This is a genomic window from Gelatiniphilus marinus (assembly GCF_042684345.1).
In the GTDB taxonomy this organism is placed as follows: domain Bacteria; phylum Bacteroidota; class Bacteroidia; order Flavobacteriales; family Flavobacteriaceae; genus Gelatiniphilus; species Gelatiniphilus marinus.
Map to the genome: position 1 here is coordinate 364,740 of NZ_JBHULK010000002.1, position 16,911 is coordinate 381,650.

Consider the following 16,911-nt stretch of genomic DNA (forward strand, 5'->3'; position numbering starts at 1 on the left):
ATAAATCCGAATTAAATCTCATTATCATAACACTTCATCATTAATTCTGCTGTTAATTTCTAAAGTTCTATAATTATTCTTTAGGTGTTTTTTTGAGTTATGGAAGGAGATTTGTAAAAATTTGAACCGTAAAATGCTTCAATAGTTTCTTGACTCTTATTTAAAGTTTTTTTTGATGGATAGAAACTAATGTTATATTTATTACAAACATTGAATAATTTTAAATAGGTTTTTGCTATTTTTTTATTAAATTTAACCATCTCCAAGTCTTTAATTAATAGCATTAAAAAAGACTTATGATTAAAAAAACACCTTCAACTAGTACATTATTTTTAGTATTTCTACTTTTCTGTTTCCTTAATGCTTCTGCTCAAAACCATTCCAAAAAAACTATTGATAGTCTTTCGCAGGAACTTAATCTTGAGAAAAACCAAGATAAAAAGTTAGAAATCCTTAACGATCTCGTTGATCTCGCTTTTCAATCCGATTTGAATTTAGCTAAACGATATGCTAGAAAGGGTGTCCAATTGGCCGAACAAAGCCAGCATAAAATCTGGCAACCTAAATTTTACGAAATGCAAGGCAGAATGCACGCCAACCTCTTGGAACTAGATTCGGCATCCATCAACTTTGATAAAGCTTTAAAAGGTTATACAGAAATAGATGACAAAAAAGGGCAGGCCACCACCTATTTTAAAATAGGCTGGGTACATAAACGGCAAGGCAATATTGAAGCAGCCTTAAAGGTAGATTTAAAAGCCCTAAAACTCATGGAGTCCATAGATGATAAATTAGGAATTGCTGGTGCCTACAATCGAATTTCGGAAGATCTAACTAAACAAGGCCGACTTGAAGAAGCCTACGAATATGCACTAAAAACCATTACCCTGTGTAAAAAACAAAACTTTAACGAAGAACTAGCTTATGCCTACACCGCTGCTGGAGATACCCAAATAGCTATGGGAAATAGTGAAGCTTCTTTTGGATATTTTGATGAAGCTCTAAATTTGGCAAAATCACTTAATTTTTCCATTTTCGATATTATAAATTTCTCAAATAATCGAGCAAATGCTTTAAAACGTATGGGGAAATACGATGAAGCTAAAGCGGCATACGAAACGGCATTATCTACAGCACAAGATGTAAATTATGGCAATGCCATATATGTAATTACGGCCAATTTAGGCGAAATTAATTTGCTTTTAGGCAATTATGAAGCCGCCTTAAAATATCAGTTGCAAACAGTAGCCACACAAGAATCTCAAGGCGATGTGTCCAATTTAACAGAAAACTACCATCATTTAAGCACTATTTATGAGAAATTAGAGAATTATCCGTTGGCCTTAGAGTTTCAAAAAAAAGCGCTGGTTATGCGCGACAGTACGGCAAAAATAGAAAGCGACAAAACCATGTCTGCTTTAATGACGCAGTTTGAAACCGAAAAAAAAGATCAGACCATTAATGCCCAAAACACCCAAATAGCACAACAACGGAAAACACAAATGCTTTATATTGCCATTGCAACTATTTTTGCTTTGGGCTTATTGGGCATGTTTTTTAGTTTTAAAAATATTAGAAAAAAACGTGAGGCTTTACAAACTTTAAATGAAGCACTCGATGCCAAAAACAGACAGAATGAATTGTTGTTAAAAGAAATTCACCATCGGGTAAAAAATAATTTAGAAATGGTAAAGGGGTTAATAGCCTTACAGTCTGCTCATTTGGAAGATTCGGCAACTAAAGATGCCATGATTGCGAGTCAGAATCGAGTGCAATCCATGGGGATTATTCACCAAAAACTCTATCAAGGTACTAATTTAGGGGCTATAGAAATGAAAGACTACTTCCTAAATTTAGGCGATGGTATTTTAGATTCTTTTAATGCAGAAAATAGGGTGCAAATAGAATGTATCATGGAGCAATTGGAATTGGATGTAGATACAGCTGTTCCCATAGGTTTAATAGTTAACGAGTTGTTAACCAATGCTATAAAGTATGCGTTTCCAAACACAGAAAACGGTATAATATCCATTCAATTAGAGCAACAATCAAATAGCACGCTTCACTTAAAAGTAACCGACAATGGTGTGGGGAAAGTTTTAGGCGGCGTACCAAAAGGCACTGGTTTTGGGTCCCAACTCATTCAGCTATTAACCCAGCAGCTAAATGGCACTATGCAAGAAAATAACGAAAAAGGCACATCGGTTTCATTTCAATTTAAATACCAAAAAGCAGCCTAATGGAGCAACCTGTAAAAATATTAATTGTAGAGGACGAGATGGTTATTGCTGCCAATATTTCATTGCAGCTTACCAATCTTGGTTATGAGGTTACTGGCATTATTCCTCGAGGCGAAGAAGCACTTCTGCATGTAAAACAAAATCAACCAAACATTGTTTTAATGGATATACAGTTAAAAGGCAGGCTTGATGGTGTGGAGACCGTTAAAATGATGCAGCAGGATTTCGATATTCCAATTATATATTTAACGGCAAATGCCGATGACGACAACTTCAACCGTGCCAAAGCAACGCATCCTTATGCTTTTATTTCTAAACCCTTTAAAAAATTAGATTTAAAACGTGCTATAGAGTTAACTATAAATCAGTTTAAAGCTAAAGAAAACAATGGCGATCCGTCTCAAGATATACCTATTTCGCCATTTATTTTGAGCGATTGCATTTTTGTTCGCCATCATGAAAAAATGGTTAAAGTGGATATTAAAGACATACTTTATATTGAAGCAGAGCGTAATTATTGCCGAATTCACTCTAAAGACAAAGAATACCTTTTGGTAATGACGTTAAAGGACATGGATGAAAAATTGCCAAACAAACATTTTATACGTGTGCATCGCTCTTTTATTATAAACCTTTCGCAAATTGACGAAGTTGCCACAAGCCATATTGTTATTGCCAAAAAAGCTATTCCGTTAAGTAAGACTTTAAAAGAAGAATTGCTTAATAGACTGCAAACTATTTAGCAATACGTTTCCTGTTTTTTTATTTATTAGCCTTCGATAAGTAAAACGATTGCTTCGGACAGAATATGTGCTGTTTCGTCCTAAACTGGTTTGTTTTGATGTTGATTATCAGTTATTTAGTTGAAGAATCAATAGTGATTCTTAATTAATTAACCATTTTAACGCTATTAATCATGAAAACCATTAAAACCACCATTTTGTTAGCCGTTCTCTTAATGCTAACACCAATCCTCTCGAATGCACAAAACCAATCGTTTTGGGTTCATGAAGACCAAGTAAAACCATCAAAACAGGCCGAATACGAAAAAGTAACCAAAGACTTTGTAGAGGCTTGTAAAAAACACGAACTAAAAGATGCAAATTGGGCAGCAGCTCGAGTAGATAACGGCACTTATATAAGTATTGTACCCATTGAAAATATGGCCGATTTTGATAAAAACCCACTTGCACCTTTAATGGAGAAAATGGGAGAAGAAAATTTCAGGGCTATTTTTAAACGATTTGATGCCTGTTACGATAAACATGGCGACTATATGGTCCATTTAATAGAAGACCTCTCGTATATGCCAAATGGTTTAATGTCTAATACGCCTGGGAAAGATTACCGCAAATGGCATTACCTTTATGTAACGCCCAGTAATGCGCAAGCACTTCACACAAAAATAAAAGAAATAAAAGCCCTTTATGAGAAAAAAGGTTCTAAGGAATATTTTAGAATGTACCGTAGTGGATTTGGCACCATGGGCGACTATTATCTGGCTTCTGTTTCTGCAAAAGACGAGCAGTCTTACGCAAAAACATCAGACGAAAACGATACGCTTTTAGGTGCAGAGGGTAAAAAATTGTTTTCAGAAATGTTTATCCTTCTCGATAAATACGAGGTAAAAACCGGTAGAATGAGACCAGACCTAGCTTATACAGCAAAACAATAACCAACCAAACCAAAACCTACTGGGGCATTTGTTTCGGTAGGTTTTAAAAAAAATAAAGTTTAATAAATCCCACACCATGGTTGTCGTAATCAAGTCCATAAAAATAAATATATCATGAAAAAAGTTGGCATCATTGGTGGTTCAGGATTTATAGGAAGCCACATTACCAAAATATTTTTAGAACACGGCTTCGAGGTTAAGGCTTCAACAACAGATATTTCTAACGAGAATAAATATAAGCACTTAATGTATTTAAAAAATGCTGAAAACTTACATATCTGCGAGTTAGATGTAACGCACAAACAGCAATTAAGTGAGTTTGTTTCAGATTGCGATATTTTAGTGCATAGTGGCACACCGTTTCAGCTTGACTTTAAAGATGCAAAAACCGAATTGATTGATCCCACCATTAAAGGAACCGAAAATTTCTTAGAGGTAGTTAAGGGGGTTTCAACGGTTAAAAAAGTGGTTGTAATAGCATCGGTTGCGGCATTTAACACCAATTTTCCTTTGCCCCCAAGCGGAAGAAATCAAGCCGATACTTTTAATGAAACCGATACGCCTTTTATGAGTGCAGACAGCCATCCGTATGCCCAGGCAAAATTTATGGCAAACCAAACAGTAAATAATTTTATTGCTAAACATACTCAACTCGATTTCGAAATTACCAGTGTTTCGCCAGTTGCCGTTTTTGGTAAATCGTTGTCGCAAAGAGCAGATTCAACATCAACGGGCTTGCAGTATGTAATAAAAAACAACCTAGTGCCCAATGCCTTCATACAAATGCTTTATGATATTGATGCAGAAATGGCTATTGTTAACGTAAAAGATGTTGGGTATAGTGTTTATAAGGCTGCGACAATTTCCGGATTACACGGTAAAAACTATTTGCTTAGTAGTGAAAGTTACCCCATTTCAGATGTGGGATTAATGCTGAATAATAAAGCATCAAAAAATTCACCTAAAGTCATTTATCAAAATCAAAAGGCAGTACAAGGCTTGGGTGTAACTTTTCAATCAGTAAAACGAACATTACAAGATTATAACTCTTAATTAGTTACCATGAAAAACGAATTAACCAAATGGACAAAAGCAGAGCTCAAAATTTATATTCTGATGCTTTGCGCCAAAATAGACAATGACGAATCTGAAGAAGAAATGGCTTTGATCAAGTCTAAAACAGATCAAGAAACCTTTAATAAGTTGTATAACGAATTTTCTTGTGATGAAGAAGATAGGTGTTTTGAGAAAATTGAAGATGCCATTAACCATCACGAATACTCACCAAAAGAGCTTCAGGAATTAAAACAGGAAATTTTAGAAATCTTTCATTCAGATAAAAAATTCCTAAATAAAGAGCGCTATTTAGAAAAAGTATTTGACAACATTTTATATTAAAAATGATGGAAACCAAAACAATACAACCTTTAGCACAAAACATACAAATGTTCTGAATAAGAAAGGAAACAGAATTATAACTAACCCGTCTGCTTAAGCAGGCATAAATTTAAAACAATATGAAAAAAATAATTTTAATGCTCGTCTTAATGGGCTCAACTATCGCCTTTGCCCAAAAAAAGAACGGAACGGTTTATATAGAACATCCAGCTATAGATGTTGTTGAAACTTACACCAAGGCTTTTGTAAGTGGCGATACCACAAAAATAGCCAGTTTATTAACCAATGATTTTAAAGCTTACAACGGGCTTTCTACCAATCCAAACGCTAAGGGAACAGAAAAAGCAGCCTTTATTAAAGGGGCTTACCGTTGGTTTAACGAGTTGGATTATTTTTCTATAGCCGATTTCCCTGGTGCTTATCCAGATGCTATCCAATATAAAAAAGACAATAAAGACGATGTGGTATGGGTGCAAACCTGGGATATGCTTAAAGGTGTTCATAAAACCACAGGTGTAAAATTTTCATCGCCCATGCATCGGCTTTTTGTGGTGAACAAAGACAACAAAATCCAAACAATTATCAACTATTTTAACCAAAGTATTTTTACCGAATTCAGACAAAGTTTTTCAGACAGAACCAACGGTACCATTTATAATCACCACGATAATATAAATACCATTCGAAAAGCTTTTTATGCCTTCGAAAATTTAGATGTGGACAAATGCATGAGCTACTTTAGCGACGATGCTACATTTTACGATATTAATGATGAATTTGGAGTGGTAAAAAACAAAGCAGAAGCCAAAGCAAGCTGGCAACAATTCTTAAACGATTTTGAAATAAAAAATATGGAGATGGTAGGTTACCCCGATTATCTGGAATACGAGTTGGACAATGGGCGCGAGGTGTTGTCGTGGTGGAATTATCATTTGGTGCGTAAATCGGACAAAAAAGAAATGCAATTGCCTTTACACGCCAGCAGTAGTTTTGATGCCGATGGCAAAATAACCTCCCACATACTCTACTATAGCCAGTCCTTGTTAAATGCTAAATAAAGCTTTGTAATGACTTAATGTAAATTTAATTTAAAACGGCGTAAACAGTTTTTCAAAAAGGATGTATTGTTTCAGCATAAAACAACAAAAAGATGAACATTTAAAACATACTAAAAAAACAGAGATTAATAAATAAGAATATGGTAATGATGAAAACAAAACTTGTATTACTAGGAATTCTTTTAATCACTACAATTTCAGTTTTAAGTTGTAATGAAAAAGTAAAAGAAGTTACACAAGAAGAAAATATTGAGGCCATTGCACATTTTAAAAGCGAAACACCAGAATATTTCCTATTACGGCCAGAAGTAGAAAAAGCCTATGGCTATTCGCATGCGGTAAAAATCGGGAATTCCATTAAAATATCGGGAGCTGTAAGTATGGACGATGAAGGCAACCCAACCGCCATTGGCGATTTGGAACAACAAATGAAAAACTGTTACGCCGATTTAGAAAAAATCTTAAAACATTACCATCTTAAAACATTACCGCTGCACGTTTAACGATGTGGTTAAGGAAGATATTTTTACTACAGATATGCCAAAGTTTTTAGAAGCGGCTGCCTATAGAACTAAAATTTACACCGAACAATTCCCAACAGGTTCTTGGCTTGGCGTAAAAGAATTGGCAATTCCAGAATTTATGATAGAAATTGAACTGGAAGTGCATAAAGCTAATTAATAAATCAACTAAAAAAAATCATGAAAAATAACAAAAACATCCAAATTATTGATAAGATTTATAAAGCATTCGCAGCAGGCGATATACCTACGGTTCTCGGCAATGTGGCCTCCCCCAACATTGAATGGAACGAAGCCGAAGGAAATAGATAAGCAGATGGCAATCCATATCGAGGTCCAGACGCTATTTTAAACGGTGTATTTGCACGTCTTGGAGCCGACCACTAGTATTTTAATTTAGCAGATATCGAACTGCACGATATCAGCAACAATAAAGAGTTGGCTACTTTAAGATATGATGCAAAAAATAAAGCAACAGGCAAAGCCTATAACGCCCAAGCGGCTCATTTATGGGCATTTAATAATGGAAAAGTTATCGCTTTTCAGCAGTATGTGGATACCAAGAAATTGGCTGATGCAGAGCAAAAATAATAGGGTTTAAGAAAATAAAATTTGTAAAAATGAAAGCGCTAAAATTGATTAAAAGAATTAGTTAAAAGTAAGATTTTACGATGTAAACATAAGCTAAAAACAACTAAAGCATTTTTTCAAATAAGAGTTATGGCTTTATTAAACCGCATTAAACATCATAATCATAATAGATGTAGCCTAAAATGCAAATCTAAAGGCCGGCAAGCAGGAAACCGACAAGAGTAGGCTCTAATAAATAAATTCAAAAATTATGAAACAAACCATTGTAACCAGACACAGAGTAGGCAATTTTAACACTTGGTTAAACGGTCTTCAAGACAGACTTGATGCATTCGCACCTGCTATATCCAGCCCTTAAAACCTTTCAGGATACCGACGATCCAAATTCCATAGTATTGATAATGGAAGTTACCGATATGGAAAAATTTAGATCCATTTTAAATAATCCATCACTAAAAGTTAAAAAAGATAAGCACACGGTGTTAGAACCTATAACCGTATCCATGCCGGTTAGCTTTTAAACACAGGCTTTTGTGGTAAAACCAACCCAATATTAATTCGTTTAATCGAAAAAAAAATCCTCGAGGCTCTGTCTTGGGGTTTCCAATATCCATAAGCGTTTAGAGTTGTTTTCCAGATCCTTAATAACTATCGGGACTACCTCCAAGATAGTCCATTTCAAGAAATTTTTATTAAAAGCATTAGGGTTTATCTTCAAAAAAACTAAATTGCGCATAGTGCCAAAGGCAGCCATTATATTAGGCGTAAAAAACACCCTTAAACACGTTTTTGTATATTTTTGGGTTTTAACTCTATATTTAAAATCACCCAAATCAATTTTAATGCACTTTTTAGCTGTTTTAAGGCGTTTTTAGCTTAATTAACAAATTGTTGATAATTATTGCATAAACCCGTTAAAAAGCTTTTAACAGAGTTTATAATTTTGTATCTTTGTTTGTATTCAAGAGGATGCTTTAAAGAGTGTCCTTTTTTGTGAAAAAAATTCAGAACTAGATTTTAAAAAACATAAAATGAGCGAAAACAAAGAAGAATTCAACAAACATAATTATTCGGCAGATAGTATTCAGGCCTTAGAAGGTATGGAGCATGTGCGTATGCGCCCATCTATGTATATCGGCGATGTAGGTATTCGAGGCTTGCACCACTTGGTTTACGAGGTTGTTGACAACTCCATTGATGAAGCTTTGGCAGGCCATTGTAACAATATTACCGTTATTATTAATGAAGATAACTCGATAACTACCGAAGACGACGGTCGTGGAATTCCTGTAGATTTGCATAAAAAAGAAGGCGTATCTGCACTCGAAGTGGTTATGACCAAGATTGGCGCCGGTGGTAAGTTCGACAAGGATTCGTACAAGGTTTCCGGAGGTTTGCACGGGGTTGGAGTTAGCTGTGTTAATGCGCTGTCCCAATCTCTAAAAGCAACGGTTTACCGTGGCGGAAAAATTTACGAGCAAGAATACGAGCGAGGTAAGCCCCTGTACCCCGTTAAGCAAGTGGGCGAAACCGATAAGAGAGGAACCACAGTAACCTTTAAGCCCGATTCTACAATTTTTACCCAAACCTTAGAATATAGCTACGATACCTTGGCCAGTAGATTACGCGAATTAGCGTATCTTAACAAAGGTATAACCATGCACCTAATTGATAAAAGAAACAAAAAAGAAGATGGCGAATTTGAAGGCGAAACTTTTCATTCTAAAGAAGGGCTTAAAGAATTTATAAAATACCTAGATGCCACTCGCGAACCTTTAATGAAAGACGTTATTGCTTTTGAAGGTGAAAAAAACGGAGTGCCAGTCGAGGTGGCCATGGTTTACAATACATCTTATGCAGAGAATTTACACTCTTACGTAAACAACATTAATACACACGAGGGCGGAACGCACTTATCGGGTTTCAGACGCGGCTTAACCCACACCCTTAAAAAATTCGCCGATGGCTCTGGCATGTTAGATAAACTAAAGTTCGATATTGCCGGAGACGATTTCCGCGAGGGCTTAACAGCCATAATTTCGGTAAAAGTACAAGAGCCTCAATTTGAGGGCCAAACAAAAACCAAATTAGGCAACAGAGAAGTATCTGCGTCGGTAAGTCAAGCCGTTTCAGAGATGTTAACCGATTATTTAGAAGAGCATCCAGACGATGCCAAAACCATTGTGCAAAAAGTAATTCTTGCAGCCCAAGCACGTCATGCCGCGCAAAAAGCACGCGAAATGGTACAACGTAAAACCGTAATGAGCATTGGTGGTTTACCCGGAAAACTAAGCGATTGCTCCGAGCAGGACCCTGCAAAATGCGAAGTGTTCTTAGTAGAGGGAGATTCGGCAGGCGGAACCGCAAAACAAGGCCGAGATAGAGCATTTCAAGCCATCCTTCCGCTACGCGGAAAAATACTTAACGTTGAAAAAGCCATGCAGCACAAGGTTTTTGAAAACGAAGAAATTAAAAATATATTCACAGCATTGGGTGTAACAATTGGCACCGAAGAAGACAGTAAAGCCTTAAACCTTTCAAAATTACGTTACCATAAAGTAGTGATAATGTGTGATGCCGATATTGATGGTAGCCATATTGCAACTTTAATATTAACCTTCTTTTTTAGGTATATGAAAGAGCTTATTGAAAAAGGACATATTTATATTGCAACACCACCTTTGTATTTAGTTAAAAAAGGTGCTAAAAAGCAATATGCTTGGTCTGATAAAGAACGCGACGCTATCATAAAAGAGTTTGGAGAAAGTTCAAAAATACAACGCTACAAAGGTCTTGGTGAAATGAATGCAGAACAACTTTGGGATACCACCATGAACCCTGAGTTTAGAACCATGCGCTTAGTGCAAATAGATAACGGTACCGAAGCAGATAGAATTTTCTCAATGTTAATGGGAGACGAAGTGCCGCCACGAAGAGACTTTATTGAAAAAAACGCCCTATATGCCAATATTGATGCGTAATTAGTTAATAGAAATAAATTTTTATTTAATCCTGATATTTTAATGTATCAGGATTTTTTTTATAAAAAATATCGCTTAAGTGTGAAATTTTATCGATTAAATGGTGTTTTTATAAAATCTTTATTACATTTGTCCTAACCAAATTTATTACAATGAAAAAATTAATGCTACTTACGTTGTTTTGTATAACAACTCAAATATCAAAAGCCCAAGAATTAGAAAGTATATTATTGGCCGCAAGAAGCGATGCCAATAAGTTAACAGCAGCTTATGTAAAACCAGCCATGACAGGTTTAATTTATGGAATGAACAGCGGCTGGTACCATACGGCTAAAGTTCATAAAAAATTGGGGTTCGATATTTCTATAGGCTTAAACGCCTCAATGGTTCCTAAGCAAGACGAGCTAATTACTTTTGCCAATTTAGGGCTAAGAAATATTACATCGGCTTCTTCAACTAGCCCCAGTCTTGCAGGCTCTGGAGATGGAGCACAAATGCTTGTAGGCACTACGGTTCAAGGTCAAGCTGTTACCGCTTCTTTTGCAATGCCCTCAGGCATTAAAGACGACCTACCTGTAAATGCGGTGCCAGCCCCTGCTGTTCAAGTAAGCTTGGGCTTGCCTTATAAGTTTGATGTTATGTTGCGTCTAGTGCCAGAAGTAGGTAGCGACGATGTAAAAGGAAAATTATTAGGCCTAGGGCTTAAAAAAGAAATAACAAGTATTTTTGGGCCATTGGATAAATTGCCTTTGCATGTCTCTTTATTAGCAGCATATACTTCAAGCAATGTTAATTACAACATGGACGGAACTTCAATTCCTGGGCAAAACCAATCGGCAAATTTTAAATTAAATTCTTTTACAGCACAAGCCATAGCATCGTTAAACTTCCCAATAATTAACATATATGGAGGTGTAGGTTACAGCGGTGGCAGTTCTACATTGAAAATGCTGGGAACTTATAATTTAGAGTACACGCCCGTAGCAGCAGGCCCAACAATTACAGAGTCCATAACAGACCCGTTAAATCTAGATTTTAAAGCCAGCGGGCTAAGAACAACTTTAGGGCTAAGATTAAGTCTTGGGTTTTTTAAAATTTTTGCAGATTATACACTTCAGGAATACAATACAGCATCGGCAGGAATTGCATTTAGCTTTAGGTAATTTACGTGTTTAAATATTTAGTTCGTTTTAAAGTGCAGGGTATTAGTCCTGCACTTTTCATTTGCCTTAATTTTAAATAATTTATGGTTTAACAACGTATAAATTCATACTTTTGTTAATCAAGTCTTAAGAGTTTTAAAAACAAACAAAAGTCATGTTTTAAATCAATATAAATAATGACTTTTAACTAGAATTTATAACCCATTACAAATCATTTAAAAACATAAATTTATGAAAGTTACAGTAGTAGGAGCAGGTGCAGTAGGCGCAAGTTGTGCAGAATATATTGCGATTAAAAATTTTGCCTCAGAAGTTGTTTTGTTAGACATTAAAGAAGGCTACGCCGAAGGTAAAGCAATGGATTTAATGCAATGTGCATCTTTAAACGCTTTTGATACTAAAATTACAGGCGTTACAAATAATTATGGCAAAACGGCAAACAGCGATATTTGTGTTATTACATCGGGTATTCCGCGTAAACCGGGAATGACTCGCGAAGAATTAATTGGTATTAATGCCGGAATTGTAAAAACAGTAGCATCAAGTTTAATAGAGCATTCTCCTAACACCATTATCATTGTGGTAAGCAACCCAATGGATACCATGACGTATCTGGTTCATAAATCAACAGGTTTGCCAAAAAACAAAATTATAGGAATGGGAGGCGCTCTGGATTCGGCCCGTTTTAAATATAGGTTAGCCGAAGCCATGGAAGCTCCAATTAGCGATATAGACGGCATGGTTATTGGCGGGCATAGCGATACCGGAATGGTGCCATTAACCTCGCATGCTACACGTAACAGTGTAAAAGTATCAGAATTTTTAAGCCTAGACAGATTAAACCAAGTAAAAGAAGATACCAAAGTTGGTGGAGCAACACTAACCAAATTGTTGGGCACCTCTGCTTGGTACGCTCCTGGAGCTGCGGTTTCCGGATTGGTACAAGCCATAGCCTGCGACCAAAAGAAAATGTATCCCTGTTCAACCTTGTTAGATGGTGAATACGGTTTAAACGATTTGTGCATTGGCGTACCCGTAATATTGGGTAAAAACGGTATTGAAAAAATAGTCGATGTTCCCTTAAGCGATGCAGAAAAAGCACACTTACAACAAAGTGCAGAAGGCGTAAAAAAGACTAATGGTTTACTGGATCTGTAAGATTAAGCATTGTAAAATAGATATTTATGTAAAGACTGTAGAAATACAGTCTTTATTTTTTATATTTGGCGCATGAAAGCAAAATGGAGCATTGGTGCTTTAATAATTATACTTAGCCTGTTTGGAGCTTTAACCCAGCAACAGGTACCGTTGGCAAATCAAGAAATTGTCCTTCAATTTACAGATGCTTCCATAACAGCTAAAGCCAGCCAAAACACCATAGCCATTGTAAAAAGGCAACTGCAGGATTTAGGGGTAAGCAATATTCAAATCAAGGAAAAGGAAAGCAGAAAGCTAATTATTACCTATTATAGCGATACCGATATTGAAAGTATAAAGGCAACGTTTTCAAAAGAAAAAAATATCACTTTAGATTATGCTTTTAGCCATCAAAATAAAAACTCTTCAAATCTTCCTTTTGATGAAAATACCGTTAGCTATAATCTCGATATTTACGAAATCCAAAACGGCAGCGGTGCAGAGTGGGATTTAAACGGTATTTCCGTTATTGAGCCTAAACAGGACACCAACAGACTTAGCAAGCCAAACAGCTATGCTTTTTTTAACACCGTAAACATTAACCATAAGGTAAAAAAAAACACTGGTAAAATACATGGCAATGTAGCTATTGCACTGCACAGCACTTCATACAAAATACCACAGGTTAGGGCAGGCCCAATGGTATAAGCCCAAAAAATATTGGTCGAGTTTTAATATTGCGCTTGTTTAAAGTCCTATATTTCTTAATAAACCATAGAAACCGTATAGGTAACAGGTTGTTAAACAAAACCAATTCGCCTTACAAATTATACTAAAAAAGGACTGAATTAGCTAGAATCGACAAAGGGCACCAACAAAAAACATCAAAATTATTAAAACATAAAAATTGTAAGAATCAGCGATAAAATTCTATATTTGCTCGATTTTTAAAATAAATGAATTTTTGGGCAAGGTTAAAAGCCTTGCAAATCATTAAACTTGTTATTCCCGCCAAGGCGGAAAATCAAGACATAAAAAACACAACATGCAAAACAAAGGATTAGTAAAACTGTTTGCGCTTTTATTCGGTTTGGTAAGCATTTATCAATTATCATTCACGTTTAAAGCCAATCAAATTGAGAGTGAAGCCCAGGAAATCGCTATAAATAAAATAGCAGATACAGAGGAGAACTACAGGGCAAAAAGGAGTGCCGAAGAGGCAAATTACCTAGAGTCTAAAGCCACCGATACCGTTTATAATTTATTGGGCGTAGCCAAATTTACTTATAACGAAGTGAAGCAAAAAGCCATGAATCTTGGGTTAGACTTAAAAGGCGGTATTAACGTAATCTTGCAAGTATCGGTTAAAGATATCTTAAAAGGGTTGGCAAACAACACCAAAGACCCTGTTTTCAACAAGGCCCTTGACGATGCTACAGAACTTCAAAAAGATAGCCAAAACACTTATCTGGAAGACTTTTTTATAGCTTTCGATAAAATAAAGGGCGATACAAAACTAGCTTCGCCAGATATATTTTACACCAAAGCCTTAGATGGTGAAATAGATGGCTCTATGAGTGACGACGATGTAAAAGGCATCATTAGAACCAAAATTGACGAATCCATTGTATCGGCTTTCGAGGTACTGCGCAAACGTATCGACGAGTTTGGGGTAACTTCGCCAAACATCCAGCGTTTAGGAAACTCGGGGCGTATTTTGGTAGAATTGCCAGGTGTTAAAGATGTTGAGCGTGCAACGGGATTATTGCAAAGTACCGCACAATTAGAGTTTTGGGATGCTTACAAAGGCGAACAGTTCTTTCCGTTTTTGGTACAGTCCAACGAGGTTTTAAAGGATATTGTTAAAGTTGATGAGGTTGCCGATGATGCAGAATCGCAAGATGAAGAAAACGCCGAAGACTCTCAAATCGATGCCCTTTTGGGAGAGGCCGAAACCGATTCTACTGCGGTTGCCACGGTAAACCCACTATTCGATTTAATTAAAGGCCAAGGCTACCAAGGTGGCCCGGTAATAGCACGTTTTCTGTCAAAAGATAAAGAAACGGTTTTAAATTATTTAAGCTTGCCACAAGTTAGGGCTTTGTTGCCAGCAGAGCAGCGCTACACAAAATTTGCATTTGGCAAACCAGATAAAGATAGCGAACTGGTAGATTTATATGCTTTGGTAGGTAACCGCGAAAACGTACCACCATTAAGTGGCGCAGTTGTTACCGATGCCCGTAACCAATTTGGACCTACTGGAAAATCTGAAGTATCTATGCAAATGAATGCAAAAGGTGCTAAGATTTGGGAAGAAATGACGGGTAAGGCTTACACCCAAGGCAGTCAAATCGCTATTGTATTAGATAACATTGTATATTCTGCCCCTGGCGTAACTACAGGACCAATAGCAGGCGGAAGTTCGTCTATTTCAGGCGATTTCACTTTAAACGAAGCCATAGATTTGGCAAACGTACTTCGTGCGGGTAAATTACCGGCATCGGCAGATATTATTCAAAGTGAAGTTGTTGGTCCCTCATTAGGTCAAGAAGCTATAGATAGTGGCACCAAATCGTTTATGATAGCCTTGGCATTGGTATTGGTTTGGATGTTTTTCTATTACGGAAAAGCCGGCGGTTTTGCAGATATAGCTATGCTATTAAACATCTTATTGATATTTGGTATTTTATCAGGTTTAGGAGCTGTTTTAACATTGCCAGGTATTGCAGGTATTGTATTAACCATTGGTATGTCGGTTGATGCCAACGTACTTATATTTGAGCGTATTCGCGAAGAGTTGGTAAAAGGCAAAGGCCAAAAAGAAGCTATTAAAGATGGGTTTAGCAATGCCTTATCATCTATTTTAGATGCAAACATTACAACCGGTTTAACCGCTTTAATATTGTTTATTTTTGGTACAGGCCCAATCAAAGGGTTTGCAACTACCTTGTTAATTGGTATTGGTACCTCTTTATTTACTGCCATATTCATTACCAGGTTATTAGTGGACTGGTATATAAACAAAGGTGGGAAATTGGATTTCTCAACTGCATTAACCAAAAACCTTTTCAGAAATATCAATATTGAATTCTTAAAGAAGCGTAAAGTTGCCTTTATTATTTCAGGAGTATTTATATTGGTAAGTTTAGGATCGTTATTTACAAACGGATTGGATCAAGGCGTAGATTTTGTTGGAGGAAGAACTTACCAAGTGCGTTTTGCGCAAGATATTAGTGCTACCGAAATTACCGATGTATTATCGCAACCTGAAGTTTTTGGTAGTGCAGACGCAAAAACCTTTGGTGATGCCAATCAGTTAAAAATCACAACAAAATATAAAGTAAACGAAACCGGAGCAGAAGTTGACGAAGAGCTAAGAAAAGCACTCTACACAGCATTAATACCACATTTGGAAGGCGTAACTTACCAAGATTTTATTAGCGATGCCGATACAAAAACAGTTGGATTAATGAAGTATTACAAAGTAAGCCCAACGATTGCCGATGATATTAAACAAGCATCATTTTGGGCCATTTTAGGCTCTTTAATTGTTGTGTTCCTATACATTTTAATGCGATTTAAGAAATGGCAATACTCGCTAGGTGCTGTAGCGGCAGTTTTCCACGATGTGTTAATTGTATTGGGCGTATTCTCGTTAACTTACAAGTTTATGCCGTTTAGTATGGAAATAGACCAAGCCTTTATCGCAGCCATACTTACCGTTATTGGGTACTCTTTAAACGATACGGTGGTAGTGTTCGATAGAATTCGTGAGTTTTTTAACGAGCACAGCTCCTGGAAATTCAATAAAGTAGTAAACGTATCGTTAAGCAGTACATTAAGTAGAACGCTAAATACATCGTTAACCACCTTAGTCGTGTTATTGGCCATCTTTATTTTTGGTGGCGATTCTATTAGAGGCTTTATGTTTGCCTTAATAGTAGGTGTTATTGTGGGTACGTATTCATCGTTGTTTATAGCAACTCCAATAATGTACGATTCTGTAAATAAATTAGAAGGAAAAAAGAAGAAAGACTAACTCAAATTTTTCTTTATGTAAAGAAGCCTATCGTGTTTTAACCGATAGGCTTTTTTTATTTATAATCCCTGGTATATTTCAATAAAAATAATACCAAGAGGCAGTAGT

The 16,911-nt window shown here is 36.2% G+C and carries 16 protein-coding genes; all 16 read left to right on the forward strand.

All coding sequences use genetic code 11. The annotated features are described in order from the left end of the window. The first annotated feature begins 296 nt into the window (after positions 1–296). The 16 genes from ACFSQS_RS06710 (at position 297) to secDF (ending at position 16,803) form a co-directional block, all read left to right on the forward strand. Entirely contained in the window at positions 297–2,240 is a 1,944-nt protein-coding gene (locus ACFSQS_RS06710; RefSeq protein ID WP_388016035.1) for a tetratricopeptide repeat-containing sensor histidine kinase, read from the forward strand. Next, the gene (locus tag ACFSQS_RS06715) at positions 2,240–2,983 is read left to right on the forward strand and encodes a LytR/AlgR family response regulator transcription factor (RefSeq protein ID WP_388016038.1); all 744 of its coding nucleotides are present in this window, start codon (positions 2,240–2,242) and stop codon (positions 2,981–2,983) included. Before ACFSQS_RS06710 ends, ACFSQS_RS06715 begins: the two co-directional genes overlap by 1 nt. 173 nt (positions 2,984–3,156) lie before the next feature. After that, complete coding sequence (locus tag ACFSQS_RS06720; protein WP_388016041.1) at positions 3,157–3,915, forward strand: hypothetical protein; 759 nt, start codon at positions 3,157–3,159, stop codon at positions 3,913–3,915. Between the two features lie 114 nt (positions 3,916–4,029). Then, complete coding sequence (locus tag ACFSQS_RS06725) at positions 4,030–4,968, forward strand: NAD-dependent epimerase/dehydratase family protein (RefSeq protein WP_388016043.1); 939 nt, start codon at positions 4,030–4,032, stop codon at positions 4,966–4,968. Positions 4,969–4,977: 9 nt separating this feature from the next. Continuing rightward, positions 4,978–5,313: a hypothetical protein gene (locus tag ACFSQS_RS06730; RefSeq protein ID WP_388016046.1), complete on the forward strand. Its 336-nt coding sequence runs from the start codon at positions 4,978–4,980 to the stop codon at positions 5,311–5,313. 119 nt (positions 5,314–5,432) lie between these two features. Continuing rightward, positions 5,433–6,371 carry a nuclear transport factor 2 family protein gene (locus ACFSQS_RS06735; RefSeq protein WP_388016049.1) on the forward strand — a complete coding sequence of 313 codons (939 nt, stop codon included), beginning with the start codon at positions 5,433–5,435 and terminating at the stop codon, positions 6,369–6,371. Positions 6,372–6,517: 146 nt separating this feature from the next. Further along, positions 6,518–6,874 (forward strand): RidA family protein, encoded by a 357-nt coding sequence (locus tag ACFSQS_RS06740; RefSeq protein ID WP_388016052.1) that lies wholly within the window; start codon positions 6,518–6,520, stop codon positions 6,872–6,874. A 4-nt stretch (positions 6,875–6,878) separates the two neighbouring features. Next, on the forward strand, positions 6,879–7,052 hold the full coding sequence (locus ACFSQS_RS06745) for a hypothetical protein (RefSeq protein WP_388016055.1): 174 nt from the start codon (positions 6,879–6,881) through the stop codon (positions 7,050–7,052). Positions 7,053–7,072: 20 nt separating this feature from the next. Further along, the gene (locus ACFSQS_RS06750; RefSeq protein ID WP_388016058.1) at positions 7,073–7,204 is read left to right on the forward strand and encodes a hypothetical protein; all 132 of its coding nucleotides are present in this window, start codon (positions 7,073–7,075) and stop codon (positions 7,202–7,204) included. A 126-nt stretch (positions 7,205–7,330) separates the two neighbouring features. After that, positions 7,331–7,483, forward strand: a complete 153-nt coding sequence (locus tag ACFSQS_RS06755) for a nuclear transport factor 2 family protein (RefSeq protein ID WP_388016061.1) — start codon at positions 7,331–7,333, stop codon at positions 7,481–7,483. Positions 7,484–7,809: 326 nt separating this feature from the next. Further along, positions 7,810–8,004 (forward strand): hypothetical protein, encoded by a 195-nt coding sequence (locus ACFSQS_RS06760; protein WP_388016064.1) that lies wholly within the window; start codon positions 7,810–7,812, stop codon positions 8,002–8,004. Between the two features lie 510 nt (positions 8,005–8,514). Beyond that, entirely contained in the window at positions 8,515–10,464 is a 1,950-nt protein-coding gene (gene gyrB, locus ACFSQS_RS06765) for a DNA topoisomerase (ATP-hydrolyzing) subunit B (RefSeq protein WP_388016067.1), read from the forward strand. Positions 10,465–10,616: 152 nt separating this feature from the next. Further along, on the forward strand, positions 10,617–11,627 hold the full coding sequence (locus ACFSQS_RS06770) for a DUF6588 family protein (protein ID WP_388016070.1): 1,011 nt from the start codon (positions 10,617–10,619) through the stop codon (positions 11,625–11,627). 231 nt (positions 11,628–11,858) lie between these two features. Further along, a complete protein-coding gene (mdh, locus tag ACFSQS_RS06775) occupies positions 11,859–12,785 on the forward strand; it encodes a malate dehydrogenase (RefSeq protein WP_388016073.1) in 927 nt (308 codons plus the stop codon). Between the two features lie 72 nt (positions 12,786–12,857). After that, a complete protein-coding gene (locus ACFSQS_RS06780; RefSeq protein ID WP_388016076.1) occupies positions 12,858–13,472 on the forward strand; it encodes a hypothetical protein in 615 nt (204 codons plus the stop codon). Between the two features lie 337 nt (positions 13,473–13,809). Next, complete coding sequence (secDF, locus tag ACFSQS_RS06785; protein ID WP_388016079.1) at positions 13,810–16,803, forward strand: protein translocase subunit SecDF; 2,994 nt, start codon at positions 13,810–13,812, stop codon at positions 16,801–16,803. Positions 16,804–16,911: the final 108 nt, after the last annotated feature.

Coding starts and splice junctions, on each gene's coding strand:
- ACFSQS_RS06710 (WP_388016035.1), top strand. CDS start 297: ATGATTAAAAAAACACCTTCAACTAGTACATTATTTTTAGTATTTCTA.
- ACFSQS_RS06715 (WP_388016038.1), top strand. CDS start 2,240: ATGGAGCAACCTGTAAAAATATTAATTGTAGAGGACGAGATGGTTATT.
- ACFSQS_RS06720 (WP_388016041.1), top strand. CDS start 3,157: ATGAAAACCATTAAAACCACCATTTTGTTAGCCGTTCTCTTAATGCTA.
- ACFSQS_RS06725 (WP_388016043.1), top strand. CDS start 4,030: ATGAAAAAAGTTGGCATCATTGGTGGTTCAGGATTTATAGGAAGCCAC.
- ACFSQS_RS06730 (WP_388016046.1), top strand. CDS start 4,978: ATGAAAAACGAATTAACCAAATGGACAAAAGCAGAGCTCAAAATTTAT.
- ACFSQS_RS06735 (WP_388016049.1), top strand. CDS start 5,433: ATGAAAAAAATAATTTTAATGCTCGTCTTAATGGGCTCAACTATCGCC.
- ACFSQS_RS06740 (WP_388016052.1), top strand. CDS start 6,518: ATGATGAAAACAAAACTTGTATTACTAGGAATTCTTTTAATCACTACA.
- ACFSQS_RS06750 (WP_388016058.1), top strand. CDS start 7,073: ATGAAAAATAACAAAAACATCCAAATTATTGATAAGATTTATAAAGCA.
- ACFSQS_RS06760 (WP_388016064.1), top strand. CDS start 7,810: ATGCATTCGCACCTGCTATATCCAGCCCTTAAAACCTTTCAGGATACC.
- gyrB (WP_388016067.1), top strand. CDS start 8,515: ATGAGCGAAAACAAAGAAGAATTCAACAAACATAATTATTCGGCAGAT.
- ACFSQS_RS06770 (WP_388016070.1), top strand. CDS start 10,617: ATGAAAAAATTAATGCTACTTACGTTGTTTTGTATAACAACTCAAATA.
- mdh (WP_388016073.1), top strand. CDS start 11,859: ATGAAAGTTACAGTAGTAGGAGCAGGTGCAGTAGGCGCAAGTTGTGCA.
- ACFSQS_RS06780 (WP_388016076.1), top strand. CDS start 12,858: ATGAAAGCAAAATGGAGCATTGGTGCTTTAATAATTATACTTAGCCTG.
- secDF (WP_388016079.1), top strand. CDS start 13,810: ATGCAAAACAAAGGATTAGTAAAACTGTTTGCGCTTTTATTCGGTTTG.